Source organism: Acidithiobacillus sp. TH-A36, from assembly GCF_057473445.1.
Genome location: NZ_JBYCKP010000597.1, coordinates 1 through 15,431, shown reverse-complemented (window position 1 = coordinate 15,431; position 15,431 = coordinate 1). Strand labels below are relative to the sequence as shown.

The following is a 15,431-nucleotide window of genomic DNA, read 5'->3' as shown; positions in this document are numbered from 1 at the left end:
GGGAAAAGATTGCGGCAAGTACATGGTCACACCGTAATAGCCCAGCGGAGCGAGAATAATAACCAGCAGCAAAGTCAGGATTATGCGCCGCATCAGGATGGACCCAGCCCGAGTGTTGCCTGCCATTGCAGTATTTGGGCACTGATTTTACCCTGGCTGCCTGCCAGGTTGCGATCCTGAAAACGCCTGACCGGCCAGATGCCAATCAGACTGTTACTGAAAAAAATTTCCTCGGCCTCGATCAGGCTTTCTGCCCGATAATCCCCGATTTGGCAGGGAATGCCCGATGTCTGCAGCCAATTCAAAATCGCCTGACGCTGGATTCCGGCAATACCACCCCCCTCCAGTGAGGGTGTATGGACCATGCCCGCAGCAACCCAGAATAAATTGGACATGATCCCTTCGCGCAAAAAGCCCTGCTGATCGAGGACAATGCCCTCGGCGTATTCCTGCGGCAAGGCATTGCGGGCCATGACCTGATTCAGACGATTCAGGGTTTTCGCTGTCAGATAAGGGGCTCCGGTCAACAGGGGAACCGGGCAAATATCTGCGAGAATCCCCGGATGCCAACAGGCTGCACTACGCTCTGGCCAGTCCGAAGCAAACACATAACGGGCGACGGAGCCATTGCAGGGAATAGCATAACCCCCTCCCGAACCACGACTTAAAATCAGCTTGAGAACGTACCGCTCGGGTAAAGAAACATGCTCTTGCAGTTGCTGAAAATCTTCAAGCCACGGCAATGGTCCGGGTAGATTCATCTGCAATAATTGCGCGCCCACCTGAAGACGTTGGAGATGCTCATCCCAGAACAGGGGTTTACCCTGAATGATGGCGACAGTCTCAAACAGACCATCACCATAATGAAAAGCGCGGTCAAGAGCAGCCGGACAGGCTCCCGATTGTTGCGGGACCCCATCCATCATCACGGCCTGCACGCGCACTGAACGGATTAGTCGCTATGGCGGCGAAATACGAGGGTGCTGTTGGTACCACCAAAACCGAAAGAATTGCTCAAAGCGACATCTACACTTTGCTGGCGGGCTTGCAAGGCGACATAGTCCAGATCGCAGCCTTCATCCGCTGTATCCAGATTGATGGTCGGCGGCAATATGCCATGATGCAGGGCAAGCGTGGTAAATACTGCCTCCACCCCCCCCGCTGCACCCAGCAAATGGCCAGTCATGGATTTGGTGGAACTCATGGCTAAAGATCGCGCATGCTCTCCAAATACGGCATGCACAGCTTCAGTCTCGGCACGATCGCCCAAAGGGGTGGAAGTGCCGTGGGCATTGATATAGTCCACCTGTTCCGGCTGGAGACCGGCATTATGTAATGCCAGACGCATACATCGGGCTGCACCCTCCCCCCCTGCGGCGGGCTGCGTCATGTGATAAGCATCAGAACTCATGCCATAACCGACCAGTTCCCCATAAATACGGGCACCACGACGCATGGCAAACTCATATTCTTCAAGGACAAGAACACCAGCACCTTCACCCAGCACAAAACCGTCATGATCCTTGTCCCATGGACGGCTGGCCTTTTCAGGTACATCGTTGCGGGTGGAAAGTGCCCGGGCTGCCGAGAAGCCACCCAAACCCAGAGGGCTGATTGCCGCTTCTGCCCCTCCGGCAATCATGACGTCGGCATCTCCGTATTCGATGAGTCGGGCAGCGTCGCCGATGGAATGGGTACCCGTAGAACAGGCCGTAGCCATGGCAATGTTCGGGCCTTTGGCTCCGTACATGATGGAAATGTGGCCTGCCACCATGTTGACAATACAACGCGGAATAAAAAACGGAGAAATACGTCTGGGACCGCTTTCCGTGACGACAGTATGTTCGGATTCAATGCCGGGCAAGCCACCGATACCGCTGCCTATGGATACACCCACCCGCTCGGCAAAGTCTGAACTGATTTTCAGGCCGGAATCTGCAATGGCTTCCATCGCTGCCGCAATGCCGTAATGAATGAACAAATCCATTTTTTTGGCATCTTTGCCGGGAATGTATTGGGTGACATCAAAACCGCGTACTTCTCCGGCGATTTGCGAACTGTAAGGGGCAGGATCAAAACGTGTGACGCGACCAATACCACTACGTCCCTGCACAATGGCATCCCAAGCCGCAGATATACCGATCCCCACAGGGGAAACTATACCCAGCCCTGTAATGACAACGCGTCTTTTCAACGGTCGGTTCTCCTCATGTTCCTGAAAAAGGCGATGTCTCAGGCATCCTTTGCGGGCATATGAGCGGATACATAATCAATAGCCTGCTGCACGGTAGCAATTTTTTCAGCTTCTTCATCAGGAATTTCACAGTCGAATTCTTCTTCAAGGGCCATGACCAGTTCCACGGTGTCCAGAGAATCGGCACCCAGATCATCCACAAAGGAAGCCTCATTGGTCACTTCATCTTCATTGACGCCCAACTGCTCGACTACTACTTTCTTTACACGTTCTGCCACATTTTCCATTTGGGAGAAACTCCTTTGCTGGTTAAAAATTATTGTCGGCGAGATTGGACCACAGGGGTGCAGTCCTGTAAAGCCAACGTTACCCTACCCCATCCACATGCCACCATTGACATGAAGAATTTGTCCGGTGATATAACCGGCCTGCGGGCTGGACAGATAAGCCACAGCACCCGCCACATCGGCGACAGTACCCAGGCGACCCGCAGGAATTTGCTGTAAAAGCGCTTCCTTATGAGACTCACCTAAGCCTTCGGTCATATCGGTACTGATAAAACCAGGAGCCACACAATTGACCGTCACCTGACGGCCAGCCACTTCTCTGGCCAGGGCGCGGGTAAAACCTGCTACACCCGCCTTGGCCGCCGCGTAATTACTTTGACCCGCATTACCCATGCTGCCAACCACCGAGGTAATATTGATTATACGGCCAAAACGCGCCTTTAGCATATCGCGCAGACAAATTTTGCTGAGGCGATAAACGGCGCGCAAATTGGTCGCCATCACCGCATCCCAGTCTTCATCTTTCATGCGCAACAGTAACTGGTCCCGAGTGATTCCTGCATTGTTTACCAGTATGCTGGGCGCAGCATATTCGCTTTGAATTTTTTTCAGGCAGACATCCATCGCCGCATCATCCGTGACATCCAGAACAACCCCGTGTCCTTGGATGCCGCTGGCCTGAAAATTTGCAGAAATGGCCTCAGCCCCCTTGCTGGTGGTCGCTGTAGCAATGACCATGGCGCCTTCTTCGCCGAGCACCCGGGCTACTTCCTGACCAATACCGCGACTGCCTCCGGTAACCAGCGCGACCTGATTTTCCAGTGTGCTTCCCATCAAACCAGCTCCAGAGCAGCCTTGAGGCTTTTACCATCTTCTACATGCAGCATGGTCAAAGAAGGTTCAATCCGTTTGCCAAGGCCGGATAAAACCCGCCCTGGTCCCATTTCCACAAAGGTCAGGGCACCCTGGCGGGCCAGATAACGAATGGTCTCGGTCCAGCGTACCGGACTGTATAATTGATTGGCCAGAACGGCACGAATGCTTTCCGGCGTGCTATGACTCAACACGTCAGCATTGTGGATGAGCATGGCCTTCGGGGCGCGGAAAGCGACCGACTCCAGCACTGTGGCAAATTGTTGGGCGGCCTCAGTCATCAAACTGCAGTGACTGGGGACACTGACCGGCAGCATAACGACCCGTTTGGCTCCGGCAGCCCGGGCCGATTCAACCAGTCTTTCCACTGCGGCGGTTTCGCCAGCCACCACTACCTGTCCAGGCGCGTTAAAGTTCGCGGCAGAGAGGACATTATCCTGAGCTTCCTGGGCACAGAGCCGCTTGAGATCGTCATCCGCCAGACCAATGACCGCTGCCATGGCACCGGAACCTTCCGGCACGGCCGCCTGCATCAAACGGCTACGTTCGGCCACCAGGCGAACCGCATCGGCATAATCCAGCGCGTCGGCGACTACCAGCGCCGTATATTCACCCAGGGAATGCCCGGCGACAAAATCGGGATAAGCACCGCCCTCTTCCTCCCATACCCGGTACACCGCATATCCGGCAGCCAGCATCAGGGGCTGGGTCCAGCGGGTCTGGTTGAGTTTTTCGACAGGGCCATTCTGACTGAGAGACCAGAGATCTTCTCCCAATACGTCAGAGGCTTCTGCAAAAACCTCCTGGACCAGAGGATGGGTAGACGCCAGATCGGCAAGCATTTGAACAGACTGGGAACCCTGACCGGGAAACACAAAGGCGATAGAGCCGTGCAATCGAACCTCCTCCAAAAGCAAACTGTCAGTTGATGCCCGTGGGCAACATAAACTTCAAGCCCAACGCAACAACGCCGAACCCCAGGTAAAACCACCGCCGAAGGCTTCCAGCAGAAGATTTTGCCCGGCCTTGAAGCATCCCCGCCTGGCTGCATCATCCAGTGCCAAAGGCACCGATGCTGCAGAAGTATTACCATGATGTTCCACCGTCGTCACTACCCGATCCATGGGCAGCTTCAATTTATCGGCCGTAGCCTGGATGATGCGGATATTGGCCTGATGGGGTACCAACCAGTCAATATCCTCTGGACCCATTTGGTTTTCTGCCAGAGTTTCCTGAACAATTTCTCCCAGCGTGCGCACGGCCATTCGGAAAACGGCATTACCCTGCATGGTCAATTGCTCGCGACCTTCTGGAACCTGCAGCAATTCAGCATAGGATCCATCGGCATGAATATGCGTAGAAATAATGCCGGGTGTCGAATCTGCACGTAAGACCACCGCGCCCGCCCCATCTCCAAACAAAATGCAGGTCGAACGATCGGTCCAGTCGACAATGCGGGACATGCTTTCCACCCCGACTACCAGGGCCGTTTTTACCGTACCACTGCGAATAAATTGATCAGCTGTAGCCAGAGCATAAATGAAACCGGTACATACTGCCTGCACGTCAAAGGCCGGCGCGCCGCGATTACCCAGTCGGGCTTGCAACAGACAGGCCGTACTGGGGAAAATCTGATCGGGCGTGGTAGTGGCGACCAGAATGAGATCCAGGTCTTCTGCCTGAATATCCGCATCCCGTAAGGCTTGCCGGGCGGCGTGCTCGGCCATATCAACGGTTTTTTCGTTTTCTGCAGCAATATGCCGCGAACGAATACCGGTACGTTCAAAAATCCAGGCATCACTGGTGTCTACCATCTGTTCGAGATCGGCATTATGCATGACGCGCTCGGGCAGATATCCGCCGGTAGCGACAATACGACTATAAATGTTATTCACGCGCTGTTTCGCACCACGGGATTGAGGTTTTCCTGAATGACTTCAGCAATATGCAGGGTCAGACGGTGCCTGGCTTCGGCAATTCCGACTTCCACCGCCCGCGCAAATGCGTAGCGATCGGCATTACCATGACTTTTAATGACAATCCCATTCAGGCCAAGCAAGGTAGCCCCATTATACTGCCGGGAATCCAGACGTTTTCTTAATCGCTGCAAGATGGGCCGATTGACCAGATAAGCCAGTTTTCCATAAATTCCTTGCGTATAACTGGCGCGCAATTCGTGACTGATCATGCTGGCCAGTCCCTCTGAAGTTTTCAGCGCGACATTCCCCACGAAACCATCACAAACGACCACATCAGCAATGCCGCGATAAATGTCCGAACCTTCGACATTACCAATGAAGTTGAGCCGTGCCGCACGCAGCAGCAGAGAAGCTTCCTTGACCTGCTCATTACCCTTGATTTCTTCAGACCCGATATTGAGCAGGCCGACACGTGGCTTGGCTACGCCCATCACCCGTTCGGCGAGAATCGAGCCCATGACCGCGAACTGGAGCAGATGTTCTGGATGGCAATCCACATTGGCACCTAAATCCAGGGCCAAAAAACGCCCTGTAGTAGTCGGCAGGAAGGCGGCAATCGCCGGACGATCTATACCCGGAATAGTCCGCAAAAATACTTTACCCATAGCCATCAAGGCACCGGTGTTACCCGCACTGACCACCGCATCTGCGTGCCCGTCGCGAACCAGGGCAATGGCTATGTGCATGGATGAATCGCGTTTACCCCGCAATGCCTGGGAAGGTGCCTCATCCATACCTATCACCTGACTGGCATGGTGGATTTTCACCTGCTCCGAATCCTGAAGATGCATGCGTTGCAATTCATTTTTCAGGATAGGACTGTCCCCGACCAGATGAAAAGTGACATCGGGGTAATTCTGCACCAGATCCTTGATGGCAGGAATTACCGTCGATGGGCCACTGTCTCCGCTCATCGCATCGACCGCTATATGCGGCATGAGAACGACCTCGCGTTGTGCCGGTTCAGCAAGTCACTCAGGCTTCCACAGACTTCTTGACCATTTCACGGCCCTTGTAGAATCCGCACTCGGGGCAAACGTGATGAGGCAACTTGGCAGCGCCACAATTCGCACAGACCGAGCGGTTGACGGTTGTCAGAAAATCATGGGCACGACGCATATTACGACGTGAATGGGAGGTTTTACTTTGTGGTACGGCCATGTCTCAAATCTCCATTAATCAACAATAATAAGTGCTTCCAGTCCGGATACCGGACAAATGCCAGATTGCCACTCCGCACAACGCGGAATCATGGGCAAAGCCAGCAGAACCTCGTCTTCCAACCACGCCTGCATTGCCACAACACCCTTATCGGCCAACACGATGTCCAGATCAGGATCCAACGTATTGACCATCTCTTCGGTTTCAGCCAGACCGCTATGCACGGGTACCTTTAAGGATAAAGGCATGTTTCCCAGGCAACGCTCACAGCGAATTTGTCCAGAAACCTCTATATATCCGTCTGCCAACACGACTGAACCACTTCGCTGCAAATCCATATCTGCCTGCACCGATTCCAGCTCTGCCATCGCCGCCGCCAGACGGCTCCATGCAGCAAGATCAACCGGACCTTCCAGGCGATCGCCGGGGCCGGTCACTTTGGCAAGATGCAGACTGTTGGTTTTAGCGGAAAACATAAGCGCGGCATGTTAGCGATGACTGCGGATTAAGTAAAGTATTTCATGAGATGAAGGTCAACCACTCCGTCTTGAATCTGCATATCATTCAGCGCGGATTTAATGACAATTTCAAGATGTGGGAGCTCGACGTGCCATTGAGGGGCAGACCAATGCGGGCACCATCGAAAACCACTGGCAATTTGTCCTGGGCACCGGCCAAGGAAAGCCGCAATCCGTCTTTGCCTGCGAGCATAGGTCGACGCGACAATTCATCCAGGATGACCACGACTCCCATCAACCAGCGCCAACGTGCCGACACGATCTGCGAAAAGCCAGACTTCCAGCTCATGTGCCATGACCGTCATCCTCCCGTTGATCGTCGGACGCAACTGATGGCAATCCGCTCAAATGGATTTCACCGCCCAGGGTATCAATGACCCGCAGCACGTTTTCCAGCCGCAAGGTGGGCTTGCCTGCCTCAAGGTCGACAACAAAGCGCAATCGATTTCCCGATCGGGAATGTTTAGTGTGGTTAGGGCATGATTCGGTCTGCTATTTCCTGATCGGGAAAGGCGAGACGGACGTCACGAATGCCCTCTTGATACGGCATTGGGGACGCCGTTGTTGTGGGACGAGCAGCGGGCGCGGATTGGGTTTTGAGGTGGTGACACCGCCTCAGCGCAACAAACTCTTGAGATCCTTGAGCATCAGGAACAAGTGATACGGATCGGTCGGGCTGGGCTCGAATTCCCAGGATTCGTACCACTGCCGCGCCGCATCGTCCTTGGCATGGACCAGCACGCAGCGAATGCCGGCGATGTCGGCAGCCTGTGCGGTGCGCAGCAGCGCATCCTTGAGCAAGGCCTGACCCAGTCCCTTGCGCTGATGCTCCTTGTCCACGGCGAGCCGGGCCAGGATCATGACCGGAACCGGGTGACGCGCCAGCCCCTTCATCACTCTTGACGGAGCGGCTTGAGGATCGACGCTGCCGACGGCGAGGCTGTAGTAGCCGACCACCACGTCACCCTGGCAGCAGACGTAGGTCTGCGCGCTGTTGGCATTCTGGTTTACGAGTGCGTAGCGCTGCAGGAACTGGTTCAGCGCGGCTTGGCCGCAGTCGAAGGCGTCGACCTGATCCGTTGCTGCAAGCTTGCGAACAGGCGAGTAGCCGCCGCTCAACCAAGCACTCCGGGCTCACGCAGCAATTTTTTCAGGCGCGGCTTACTTTGCACCGGACGGTCCAGCGCTTCCTGAAATGCTTGCCACTGCGTGTCGTCCAACACGAACTGACGACGATCCGCCAGCGTTTGCGCGGCCGCCGTCACACCCGCATCAAGAAGGAACTCGCTTACGTTCTTGTGGCAGGCGCGAGCGGCCTCCTGCAACAGTTGCTTGACCGGCGTGCTTGCACGAACGTCAATACGCTCGGTCTTGGGAAGATTCAGAGTGCTCATGGTGCCCCTCCTGACTGATCTTGAATGCCCTCATTGTAGTTGTCCTGACATCGTCCTGACAAGATATTCCTCACACTGGCCCTCACCAACTACCGATGGAATACTGTTAACCGAGAGCCAAAAGTAAGACGCAGCCAAGCTGTAAAAAATAAAGCCCCTTAAAATCTGGGGCTTACTTAACGTCATTGGTGGAGGCGGCGGGAATTGAACCCGCGTCCGCAGTACCTAGACCACCGGATCTACATGCGTAGTTTGTCTATTGGCTTTAACCGCGCCACCCTCCGACAAACAGGATGATGCTACGGCGATTCTGCTTTAGTTTAGGATCGGTTCCACAGACTAGAACAGACCCGATTCCGTGTTTTATGACCCTCCGCGCGTCTTTCGACTCCGGATCCACGAACAAATCCGGGCAGAGGGCTCACTGCTTAAGCAGCGAGGGCGTAATTGCTGTCGTTGGCAATTATGAATCTGCGACCAGTTTTAAGAGCAAACCGCAGCTCTGCATGCACCGAAGGCTTCGCGACCTGCGTCGAAGCCGGTCGCCCCCTATACCCTCTGTTAGACTGGATATGACAGACAAAGTTTCTGTCAGTCAGTCGTCACTGAGGATTGGCAATCATAACGTAGAAGCAGCCAGAGCACCAATCAGGAAATTCTCCTCAGGGGACACAAAAATCAGTGCAGAGGATGTTCCGGCGCAAACATCAAGGCCACGTCTTCTTCACCAAAACGATATACTTCCTGGCAATATTCGCAGGTCACCACTATCTCTCCCTCACTTTGAAGAGTCTCTTCCGCTTCTGTTTGCCCCAACGAAATCAGCATGCGTTCCACTTTTTCGGGGGAACAGGAACAGGAGAAAAACAGGGCTTGTGGCGTATGCAGTCGTACCGCCGAATCGGGGAAAATTTCCGGCAGGAACTGTTCCGGTTTTGCCTGCAGCAGTGACTGATCTGAGCCAATGGCGATGAATTGGGTCGCCAGTTCCCAGTCTTCCGCAGCCAGCACGCCAGGCAGGCGTTGCAGAAAATAGCCGCCCGCCTGCTGCCGTTGGGGATCAGCGACCAGGCGAAAATACGCGGGGGACTGCACTGATTCAGCAAAATAGGCATTCAGGGAAAGGGTGAGACTTTCGCGCAGCTCAACCAGTCCCTGATAACGCTCCCGATCCATGCCCATATCCACGGTAATAGCCAGCAGGGCATCAGGCAAATGTGACAAGTCCACCGAGACGCCCTCCTCCCAATTACCATAGGCACGCATACCTCCGGCAGCCGTCATTTCCGCAACCAGAAGTTTCAGCGGGCCTTTGCTTTGCGCCTGAATAATCAGACGTTCATAATTTTTCTGGGTGGTGGCCAATAAGGCCAGACCTACCAACGCTTCGCCCAATAGTTGGGCCATGTCATCCTGTCCCTTGAAGTCCCGTAACACCCGGGCATAAACCCCGTCAAGGCGGCAACGCGCGCCGCGTAATGGTAGGGTTTCCCAGTAAAAAACTTGTGAAAAATCAGTCATGCTCATCCTCAAAATGCAAATCTTCCAGACCCGTTCCCATCAGCGGCTGCAAGGCGCGCTGAAGCTGCCTGAACAGGCGCGGATCATGGGCTTCCTGTTGCGCCAGCAGTTCTTTCATGTGTTGACGTTCTGTGGGTTTGCCAAAACAGGCCGGACAGTTCTCATAAATGACAGGTAATTTTTGTTCTTCAGCATGCTGGCGCATCTGCCGTTCGCGACAATACACCAGCGGACGAATAACCCGTAAATCCCCTTCCCTGACGCGATAATGGGCTTTCATGGTCCGCATTTCGCCATTATAGAACATGGACATGAAAAAGCTTTCGGCAAAATCATCGAGATGCTGCCCCAAAGCGAGAACATTGTAACCTTCGCGGCGGGCGCAGCGATAAAGAACTCCCCGGCGCATGCGCGCACAAAAGCTGCAGTAGGAGGGGCGCAACAGATGCTTTTTGGCCCGCTCGTAAATATCCTGTCGCTCCAGAAAATAAGGAATATCGAGAGATTCCATGTAAGGCAGCAGTACTTGCGGATCGTAGTCGGGACTCATGGGGTCAACAGTCGCCACCCCCAGCTCAAAGGGCACCGAAAATTGCCGCTGCATGGCACGGAGCATGTGCAGCAACGTGAGCGAATCCTTACCCCCAGAAAGCGCCAAAAGTATGCGGTCACCGGGCTGGATCATGCGAAAATCAGCTACCGCACGGCCAATGCGCCGCTGCAGCAATTTGGGTACGGGCAGACGTGGCACGCCTGAAGAATCGGAGTCTTGCTTCATTCGCCGCCCTGGGCAGCCAGTTCTTCGCAACTGACAACGGCCGCCCCCAGCTTGCCGACCACAATACCTGCCGCCCGGTTAGCCAGTTCTACCGACTGATCCATGGGCCATCCGGCGGCCAGGGCCGTCGCCAGGGTGGCAATGACCGTATCCCCGGCACCGGTCACATCAAACACTTCACGCGCCCGGGCGGGATGATGATGAATGGCATTTTCGGTGAACAGGGTCATCCCCTCCTCGCCGCGTGTGACCAGAAGCGCTTCCAGCTGCAATTTCTGGCGCCATTCCCGGCCCAGCGCCAGAAATTGTTCTTCACTCGTCCAGGTCCCTGCCACTGCCTGAAATTCACTCAGGTTGGGCGTAATAATGGTGGCTCCGGCATAAGGACGGTAATCCCGTCCTTTGGGATCAATCAGCACCGGCAGGCCTGCAGCCCGTCCGGACGCAATCAGGGATTCGACCGCCTGCAAGGCCCCTTTTCCATAATCGGAAAGCAGCAAGGCACCCGCACCCGTCAATATTTCATGGGCCATGGCGCGCATGTTTTCCCCATGCTCGGAGCTGGGCTGTGACTCAAAATCCATGCGCAGCAACTGCTGTTGATGGCCAATGACCCGCAATTTCACCGTAGTCGGGTAACTGGCATCTGCGATCAGTCGGGTTTTGACACCCGCCTGCTCAAGAAGGCGGGTCAGCTGAGCCCCCGCAGCATCCTCGCCGACTGGCGCCAGCAAATGCGCCTCAGCTCCCAGGGAAAGCACATTCAGCGCAACGTTGGCAGCCCCGCCCGGACGCTCTTCTTCACGACGAACCTGTACTACGGGCACCGGCGCTTCCGGCGAAATACGATCGACCTTGCCAAACCAGTAACGATCCAGCATCACGTCGCCAATGATGGCGACCCGGGCCTGAGCGAGATTATCCAGTGCATTTAACATATCAAGGCCGTCCAATGGCAGAATAGACGAAACCCTCTGCCCGCAGTACCGTCGGTTCATAAATATTGCGGCCGTCGACAATGACCGCCTGACGGAGAAGCCGACGCATTTCAGCAAAATCCGGACTGCGAAACTCCTGCCATTCCGTACAGATAACCAGGGCATCCGCGCCCTCGCAGGCCGCATAAGGATCGACGCAAAGGGTCAGTGCTGACTCCCCGGCGTACACCCGCCCAACCTCATCCATGGCTACAGGATCATAGGCCTGCACTGTGCCACCTCTTTTCAGGATACCCGCAATCAGTGCCCGGCTGGGGGCTTCGCGCAAATCGTCGGTATTGGGTTTGAAGGCCAGGCCCCATATGGCAATTTTTTTTCCTTTCAGGTCTTCGCCGAGGACGGCTACCAGTTTTTTTTCCAGAATCTGTTTCTGGCGATTATTGACGGCTTCTACTGCCGTAAGCAGCGGGGCGTCAAAATCATGTTGCCTGGCGCTGTACTCCAGGGCGCGTACATCCTTGGGAAAACAGGACCCCCCATAACCACAGCCTGGATAAATAAACGAATAACCAATGCGGGGGTCCGCACCAATGCCCCGACGTACCTGTTCAATATCCGCACCCACACATTCGGCCAGCCCAGCCAGTTCGTTCATCAACGAAATTTTGGTGGCCAACATGACATTGGCAGCATATTTGGTCAGTTCGGCGGAAGGTGGATCCATGATGATGAGGCGGTCATGATTACGGTTAAAGGGTGCATAGAGCGCGCGCATTTTTTCGGCAGCAACGGGATCATCGGTACCCACCACAATCCGGTCTGGTTTCATGAAATCCGCTACCGCCGCACCTTCTTTCAAAAACTCCGGGTTGGAGACCACCACGAAAGGGATATCCACCCCGCGCTTTGTCAGGGCGGCCGCAATATGATCCTGTACTTTGCGCGCGGTTCCCACCGGAACCGTGGATTTGTTGATGACAATCACCGGATTTTGCAGATGCTGACCAATTTCACCCGCAACAGCCAGAACATGACGCAGGTCCGCAGAGCCGTCTTCTTCGGGTGGGGTGCCTACCGCAATGAATACAAAGTTGCCATGCGCAACACCTGCAGCAATATCCGTCGTAAACTGCAGTCTTCCACTTTTGACCCCATCCTGCACAATGCCCGGCAAGTCGGGTTCGTATATGGGGACTTCAGCCTGACGCAAACGCGCTACCTTATCCGCATCGATATCCACACAAAGCACCTGATTACCGACCTGGGCAAGGCAGGCTCCAGTGACCAGACCCACATATCCGGTTCCGACAACCGTTACTTTCATGCGTTAGGCTCCCAATTCCAGAATGACCACCGCAGTGGCATAACGCCGTTCATCACTGATGGAAAGCCAGGTACGCACCTCCCTTCCCCATTGCGCCAGCAATTCTCCGGATTTCCCCTGCATCAGCAATTGCGGCCGGCCGGCAGCGTCGTGGGTAACCTGTACGTCCGACCAGCGCATACCTTCACCCAGACCGCTTCCCAGCGCCTTATAGGCCGCTTCCTTTGCGGCAAACCGACGTGCCAGAAAAGCCGCAGCAGCAGCCGCTTCATCAGGCAGATCAGCACGCTCCAGAGGGCCCAGAATGCGTTCATTCAGACGCAGACCATAGCGGGCGTGCAAACGGGCCATGCGGTCCACAGCCACAATATCTGTACCCATTCCGACAATCATCCACGGGCCTCAAGCATCAATCGCTTCATTTCCGTCACAGCGGCACCAAGACCGCTAAATACTGCATGGGAAACAATGGCATGACCAATATTCAACTCACGAATACCCGGAATGGCAGCAATCGCCTGGACATTATGGTAATCCAGCCCATGCCCGGCATTCACCTGCAGCCCCAGGCTTTCTGCAAAATTGACCGCACTGCCAATCAAACCCAGTTCTTCAAGACGTTTTGCCGTATCGGGCGCATTGGCATAGCGACCAGTGTGCAATTCCACCACCGGAGCACCCGTTTCCGCCGCTGCTTCCAGCTGAAAAGGGTCCGGATCAACAAACAAAGACACTCTCACCCCGGCCTGGGCCAGACGCTGGCAGGCTTCCCTGATGCGTGGCATTTGTCCGGCAACATCCAGTCCGCCTTCGGTGCTGAGTTCGGCACGCCGTTCCGGGACCAGACAGCAATCACTGGGAGACAGTCGCTCGGCAATGCGCATTACCCCTTCTTCTACTGCCATTTCCAGATTGAGGCGGGTCTGCAGGATCTGGCAGAGAATCTCGATGTCCCGTTCCTGAATATGGCGACGATCTTCGCGCAGGTGCGCAGTAATGGCATCGGCTCCGGCGCGTTCTGCGACAAAGGCCGCTTCGATCGGGTCGGGATATCGGGTGCCCCGCGCCTGGCGCAGGGTGGCCACATGATCAATATTAACACCCAAGGCAATCATGGATGATGCTCCTCATGGTTCAGGTTGATGCGCTACGCTTATGGCGTTGCAAGTATGCCGCAAGGAGGCGCCGACTCTCCAGTGCCTTGCTGCCGAGATGGACCTGCAGTTCACGTTCCAGGTAATTTCTCAAGTGCGCATTATAGCCGGAAGCTGGCGCGCTGTTCATCGGGCCATCAAGCCATTGCAAGGCTTCTGCAGGAATGCTTACAGACCCTTGTTCTGGTGTATGGCGGGGACAAAATACCCCAGTCTGGGTCAGGTAAGACCATTTGGTGTCGGGTGTCAGGGTGATACCACATTGTCCACAATGGCTCAGATCTGCAGCCCAGCCCAAAGCTTCGAGCAGATGCCGTTCGTAGCGCCGCAGATTCCAGGCGATTGCTGCGACATCGTTGAAGCCCTCGATAGTGGTTTCGTACTGATCAAAAAACTCGGGAAATGGATCAGCGCGCTGGGTGAGCCGCAACAGTAACTCGTTCATGTAAAACAAGCTCAGGTTTTGCAGGGTATTCAGGGGATGTACGGCAGCCAGTTCTTCGGCCTGGACCAATAAGGGCAGATCCCCTTTCCCCTGCCAGCGAATCCACAGCGGTCGCCCCGCCTCAATTCTGGCAAGTGGCGAGCGGGGACGTCGTGCGCCCTTGGCCAGCAGCCCCAGACGTCCCTGTTTCCGGCTGAAAAACTCTACCACCAGGCTCGAATCTCCATAAGCATAGCGGTGCAATACCCAGGCCCGATCACCGGACTCAGTCGTCATACCCCAGCTCGCGCAAAATATGGGGATCGTCCGTCCATTGCTCTTTTTGTTTGACCCAAAGGCCCAGCCAGACACGTTCTTCGGTCAACTGCTGCAATGCTTCCCGGGCACGACTACCAATAACCCGCAAGCGACTGCCACCCTCACCAAGAATGATGGCTTTTTGACCTGAGCGCCGACAGTAAATGGTCGCCTCAATACGCTGTTGTCCGTTTTCAACCTGATAACTATCAATGGCAACAGCCGTGTCGTAAGGTAATTCTGCGCCTAACTGCCGGAAAATCTGTTCACGAATGATTTCCGCTGCCATGAAACGCATATTCCGATCCGTGACCTGATCTTCAGGAAACACCGCTTCCGAAAGGGGTAATAACGGAATCAGTACATCAGCCAATCGTTCCACATCCCCGGTTTTACGCGCTGACAGAGGAATGACTGCGGCGAAATCAGCGCGTTCGGACAAACTCTGCAAGTAAGGAAACAGACGCTCTTTGGTCTTGATTTTGTCTATTTTATTGACCACAGCCAGTATCGGAATGCCACTACGCTGCAACCAGCGCAGGGCTTCTCCATCATCAGCTGTCCAGGC

21 protein-coding genes and 1 other RNA gene are annotated in these 15,431 nt (G+C 55.0%); all 22 read right to left on the bottom strand.

The genetic code is table 11. The annotated features are described in order from the left end of the window. Window positions 1-92: 92 nt before the first annotated feature. The gene (pabC, locus tag AC2VLY_RS15110; RefSeq protein WP_486922558.1) at window positions 93-926 is read right to left on the bottom strand and encodes an aminodeoxychorismate lyase; all 834 of its coding nucleotides are present in this window, start codon (window positions 924-926) and stop codon (window positions 93-95) included. A gap of 26 nt (window positions 927-952) precedes the next feature. Continuing rightward, window positions 953-2,194, bottom strand: a complete 1,242-nt coding sequence (fabF, locus tag AC2VLY_RS15105; protein WP_486892192.1) for a beta-ketoacyl-ACP synthase II — start codon at window positions 2,192-2,194, stop codon at window positions 953-955. A gap of 38 nt (window positions 2,195-2,232) precedes the next feature. Beyond that, a complete protein-coding gene (gene acpP, locus AC2VLY_RS15100; RefSeq protein WP_193651263.1) occupies window positions 2,233-2,481 on the bottom strand; it encodes an acyl carrier protein in 249 nt (82 codons plus the stop codon). Window positions 2,482-2,565: 84 nt separating this feature from the next. Beyond that, window positions 2,566-3,315 (bottom strand): 3-oxoacyl-ACP reductase FabG, encoded by a 750-nt coding sequence (gene fabG / locus AC2VLY_RS15095; RefSeq protein WP_486892193.1) that lies wholly within the window; start codon window positions 3,313-3,315, stop codon window positions 2,566-2,568. Beyond that, window positions 3,315-4,250: an ACP S-malonyltransferase gene (gene fabD / locus AC2VLY_RS15090; RefSeq protein WP_486922557.1), complete on the bottom strand. Its 936-nt coding sequence runs from the start codon at window positions 4,248-4,250 to the stop codon at window positions 3,315-3,317. The genes fabG and fabD overlap by 1 nt, the downstream gene beginning before the upstream one ends. 54 nt (window positions 4,251-4,304) lie before the next feature. Further along, window positions 4,305-5,249, bottom strand: a complete 945-nt coding sequence (locus AC2VLY_RS15085; protein WP_486892195.1) for a beta-ketoacyl-ACP synthase III — start codon at window positions 5,247-5,249, stop codon at window positions 4,305-4,307. Next, window positions 5,246-6,271, bottom strand: a complete 1,026-nt coding sequence (gene plsX / locus AC2VLY_RS15080) for a phosphate acyltransferase PlsX (protein WP_193651260.1) — start codon at window positions 6,269-6,271, stop codon at window positions 5,246-5,248. The genes AC2VLY_RS15085 and plsX overlap by 4 nt, the downstream gene beginning before the upstream one ends. A 37-nt stretch (window positions 6,272-6,308) precedes the next feature. Then, the gene (gene rpmF / locus AC2VLY_RS15075; RefSeq protein WP_193651259.1) at window positions 6,309-6,494 is read right to left on the bottom strand and encodes a 50S ribosomal protein L32; all 186 of its coding nucleotides are present in this window, start codon (window positions 6,492-6,494) and stop codon (window positions 6,309-6,311) included. Between the two features lie 14 nt (window positions 6,495-6,508). Further along, complete coding sequence (locus AC2VLY_RS15070) at window positions 6,509-6,970, bottom strand: YceD family protein (RefSeq protein WP_486922556.1); 462 nt, start codon at window positions 6,968-6,970, stop codon at window positions 6,509-6,511. Window positions 6,971-7,058: 88 nt separating this feature from the next. Then, on the bottom strand, window positions 7,059-7,301 hold the full coding sequence (locus AC2VLY_RS15065) for a hypothetical protein (RefSeq protein ID WP_227485475.1): 243 nt from the start codon (window positions 7,299-7,301) through the stop codon (window positions 7,059-7,061). Continuing rightward, a complete protein-coding gene (locus AC2VLY_RS15060) occupies window positions 7,298-7,453 on the bottom strand; it encodes a helix-turn-helix domain-containing protein (RefSeq protein ID WP_486922554.1) in 156 nt (51 codons plus the stop codon). Before AC2VLY_RS15060 ends, AC2VLY_RS15065 begins: the two co-directional genes overlap by 4 nt. Before the next feature lie 174 nt (window positions 7,454-7,627). Beyond that, window positions 7,628-8,131, bottom strand: a complete 504-nt coding sequence (locus AC2VLY_RS15055; protein WP_193651257.1) for a GNAT family N-acetyltransferase — start codon at window positions 8,129-8,131, stop codon at window positions 7,628-7,630. Next, on the bottom strand, window positions 8,128-8,406 hold the full coding sequence (locus tag AC2VLY_RS15050) for a type II toxin-antitoxin system TacA family antitoxin (protein WP_486922552.1): 279 nt from the start codon (window positions 8,404-8,406) through the stop codon (window positions 8,128-8,130). Before AC2VLY_RS15050 ends, AC2VLY_RS15055 begins: the two co-directional genes overlap by 4 nt. A 186-nt stretch (window positions 8,407-8,592) precedes the next feature. Continuing rightward, window positions 8,593-8,956, bottom strand: a transfer-messenger RNA (tmRNA) gene (gene ssrA / locus AC2VLY_RS15045). Between the two features lie 128 nt (window positions 8,957-9,084). Then, window positions 9,085-9,927, bottom strand: coding sequence for an Hsp33 family molecular chaperone HslO (gene hslO / locus AC2VLY_RS15040; RefSeq protein ID WP_486891966.1), 843 nt, complete (start codon window positions 9,925-9,927; stop codon window positions 9,085-9,087). After that, window positions 9,920-10,705, bottom strand: a complete 786-nt coding sequence (locus tag AC2VLY_RS15035; RefSeq protein ID WP_486891967.1) for a PP-loop family protein — start codon at window positions 10,703-10,705, stop codon at window positions 9,920-9,922. The genes hslO and AC2VLY_RS15035 overlap by 8 nt, the downstream gene beginning before the upstream one ends. Continuing rightward, on the bottom strand, window positions 10,702-11,643 hold the full coding sequence (rfaE1, locus tag AC2VLY_RS15030) for a D-glycero-beta-D-manno-heptose-7-phosphate kinase (RefSeq protein WP_486891968.1): 942 nt from the start codon (window positions 11,641-11,643) through the stop codon (window positions 10,702-10,704). The genes AC2VLY_RS15035 and rfaE1 overlap by 4 nt, the downstream gene beginning before the upstream one ends. A 1-nt stretch (window position 11,644) precedes the next feature. After that, window positions 11,645-12,967, bottom strand: coding sequence for a UDP-glucose dehydrogenase family protein (locus AC2VLY_RS15025; RefSeq protein ID WP_486891969.1), 1,323 nt, complete (start codon window positions 12,965-12,967; stop codon window positions 11,645-11,647). A 3-nt stretch (window positions 12,968-12,970) separates the two neighbouring features. Continuing rightward, window positions 12,971-13,360, bottom strand: a complete 390-nt coding sequence (gene acpS / locus AC2VLY_RS15020) for a holo-ACP synthase (protein WP_193651251.1) — start codon at window positions 13,358-13,360, stop codon at window positions 12,971-12,973. Then, on the bottom strand, window positions 13,357-14,082 hold the full coding sequence (gene pdxJ / locus AC2VLY_RS15015; RefSeq protein WP_193651250.1) for a pyridoxine 5'-phosphate synthase: 726 nt from the start codon (window positions 14,080-14,082) through the stop codon (window positions 13,357-13,359). The genes acpS and pdxJ overlap by 4 nt, the downstream gene beginning before the upstream one ends. A 19-nt stretch (window positions 14,083-14,101) precedes the next feature. Then, the gene (gene recO, locus AC2VLY_RS15010) at window positions 14,102-14,842 is read right to left on the bottom strand and encodes a DNA repair protein RecO (RefSeq protein ID WP_193651249.1); all 741 of its coding nucleotides are present in this window, start codon (window positions 14,840-14,842) and stop codon (window positions 14,102-14,104) included. Further along, window positions 14,832-15,431, bottom strand: a 600-nt coding sequence (gene era, locus AC2VLY_RS15005; protein ID WP_486922551.1) for a GTPase Era, incomplete at its 5' end; no start/stop codon positions are given. The genes era and recO, both read right to left, overlap by 11 nt.

Coding starts and splice junctions, on each gene's coding strand:
- pdxJ (WP_193651250.1), bottom strand. CDS start 14,082: ATGATTGCCTTGGGTGTTAATATTGATCATGTGGCCACCCTGCGCCAG.
- rfaE1 (WP_486891968.1), bottom strand. CDS start 11,643: ATGTTAAATGCACTGGATAATCTCGCTCAGGCCCGGGTCGCCATCATT.
- rpmF (WP_193651259.1), bottom strand. CDS start 6,494: ATGGCCGTACCACAAAGTAAAACCTCCCATTCACGTCGTAATATGCGT.
- pabC (WP_486922558.1), bottom strand. CDS start 926: ATGATGGATGGGGTCCCGCAACAATCGGGAGCCTGTCCGGCTGCTCTT.
- AC2VLY_RS15035 (WP_486891967.1), bottom strand. CDS start 10,705: ATGAAGCAAGACTCCGATTCTTCAGGCGTGCCACGTCTGCCCGTACCC.
- AC2VLY_RS15025 (WP_486891969.1), bottom strand. CDS start 12,967: ATGAAAGTAACGGTTGTCGGAACCGGATATGTGGGTCTGGTCACTGGA.
- acpP (WP_193651263.1), bottom strand. CDS start 2,481: ATGGAAAATGTGGCAGAACGTGTAAAGAAAGTAGTAGTCGAGCAGTTG.
- hslO (WP_486891966.1), bottom strand. CDS start 9,927: ATGACTGATTTTTCACAAGTTTTTTACTGGGAAACCCTACCATTACGC.
- AC2VLY_RS15050 (WP_486922552.1), bottom strand. CDS start 8,406: ATGAGCACTCTGAATCTTCCCAAGACCGAGCGTATTGACGTTCGTGCA.
- AC2VLY_RS15070 (WP_486922556.1), bottom strand. CDS start 6,970: ATGTTTTCCGCTAAAACCAACAGTCTGCATCTTGCCAAAGTGACCGGC.
- recO (WP_193651249.1), bottom strand. CDS start 14,842: ATGACGACTGAGTCCGGTGATCGGGCCTGGGTATTGCACCGCTATGCT.
- acpS (WP_193651251.1), bottom strand. CDS start 13,360: ATGATTGTCGGAATGGGTACAGATATTGTGGCTGTGGACCGCATGGCC.
- plsX (WP_193651260.1), bottom strand. CDS start 6,271: ATGCCGCATATAGCGGTCGATGCGATGAGCGGAGACAGTGGCCCATCG.
- AC2VLY_RS15065 (WP_227485475.1), bottom strand. CDS start 7,301: ATGAGCTGGAAGTCTGGCTTTTCGCAGATCGTGTCGGCACGTTGGCGC.
- fabG (WP_486892193.1), bottom strand. CDS start 3,315: ATGGGAAGCACACTGGAAAATCAGGTCGCGCTGGTTACCGGAGGCAGT.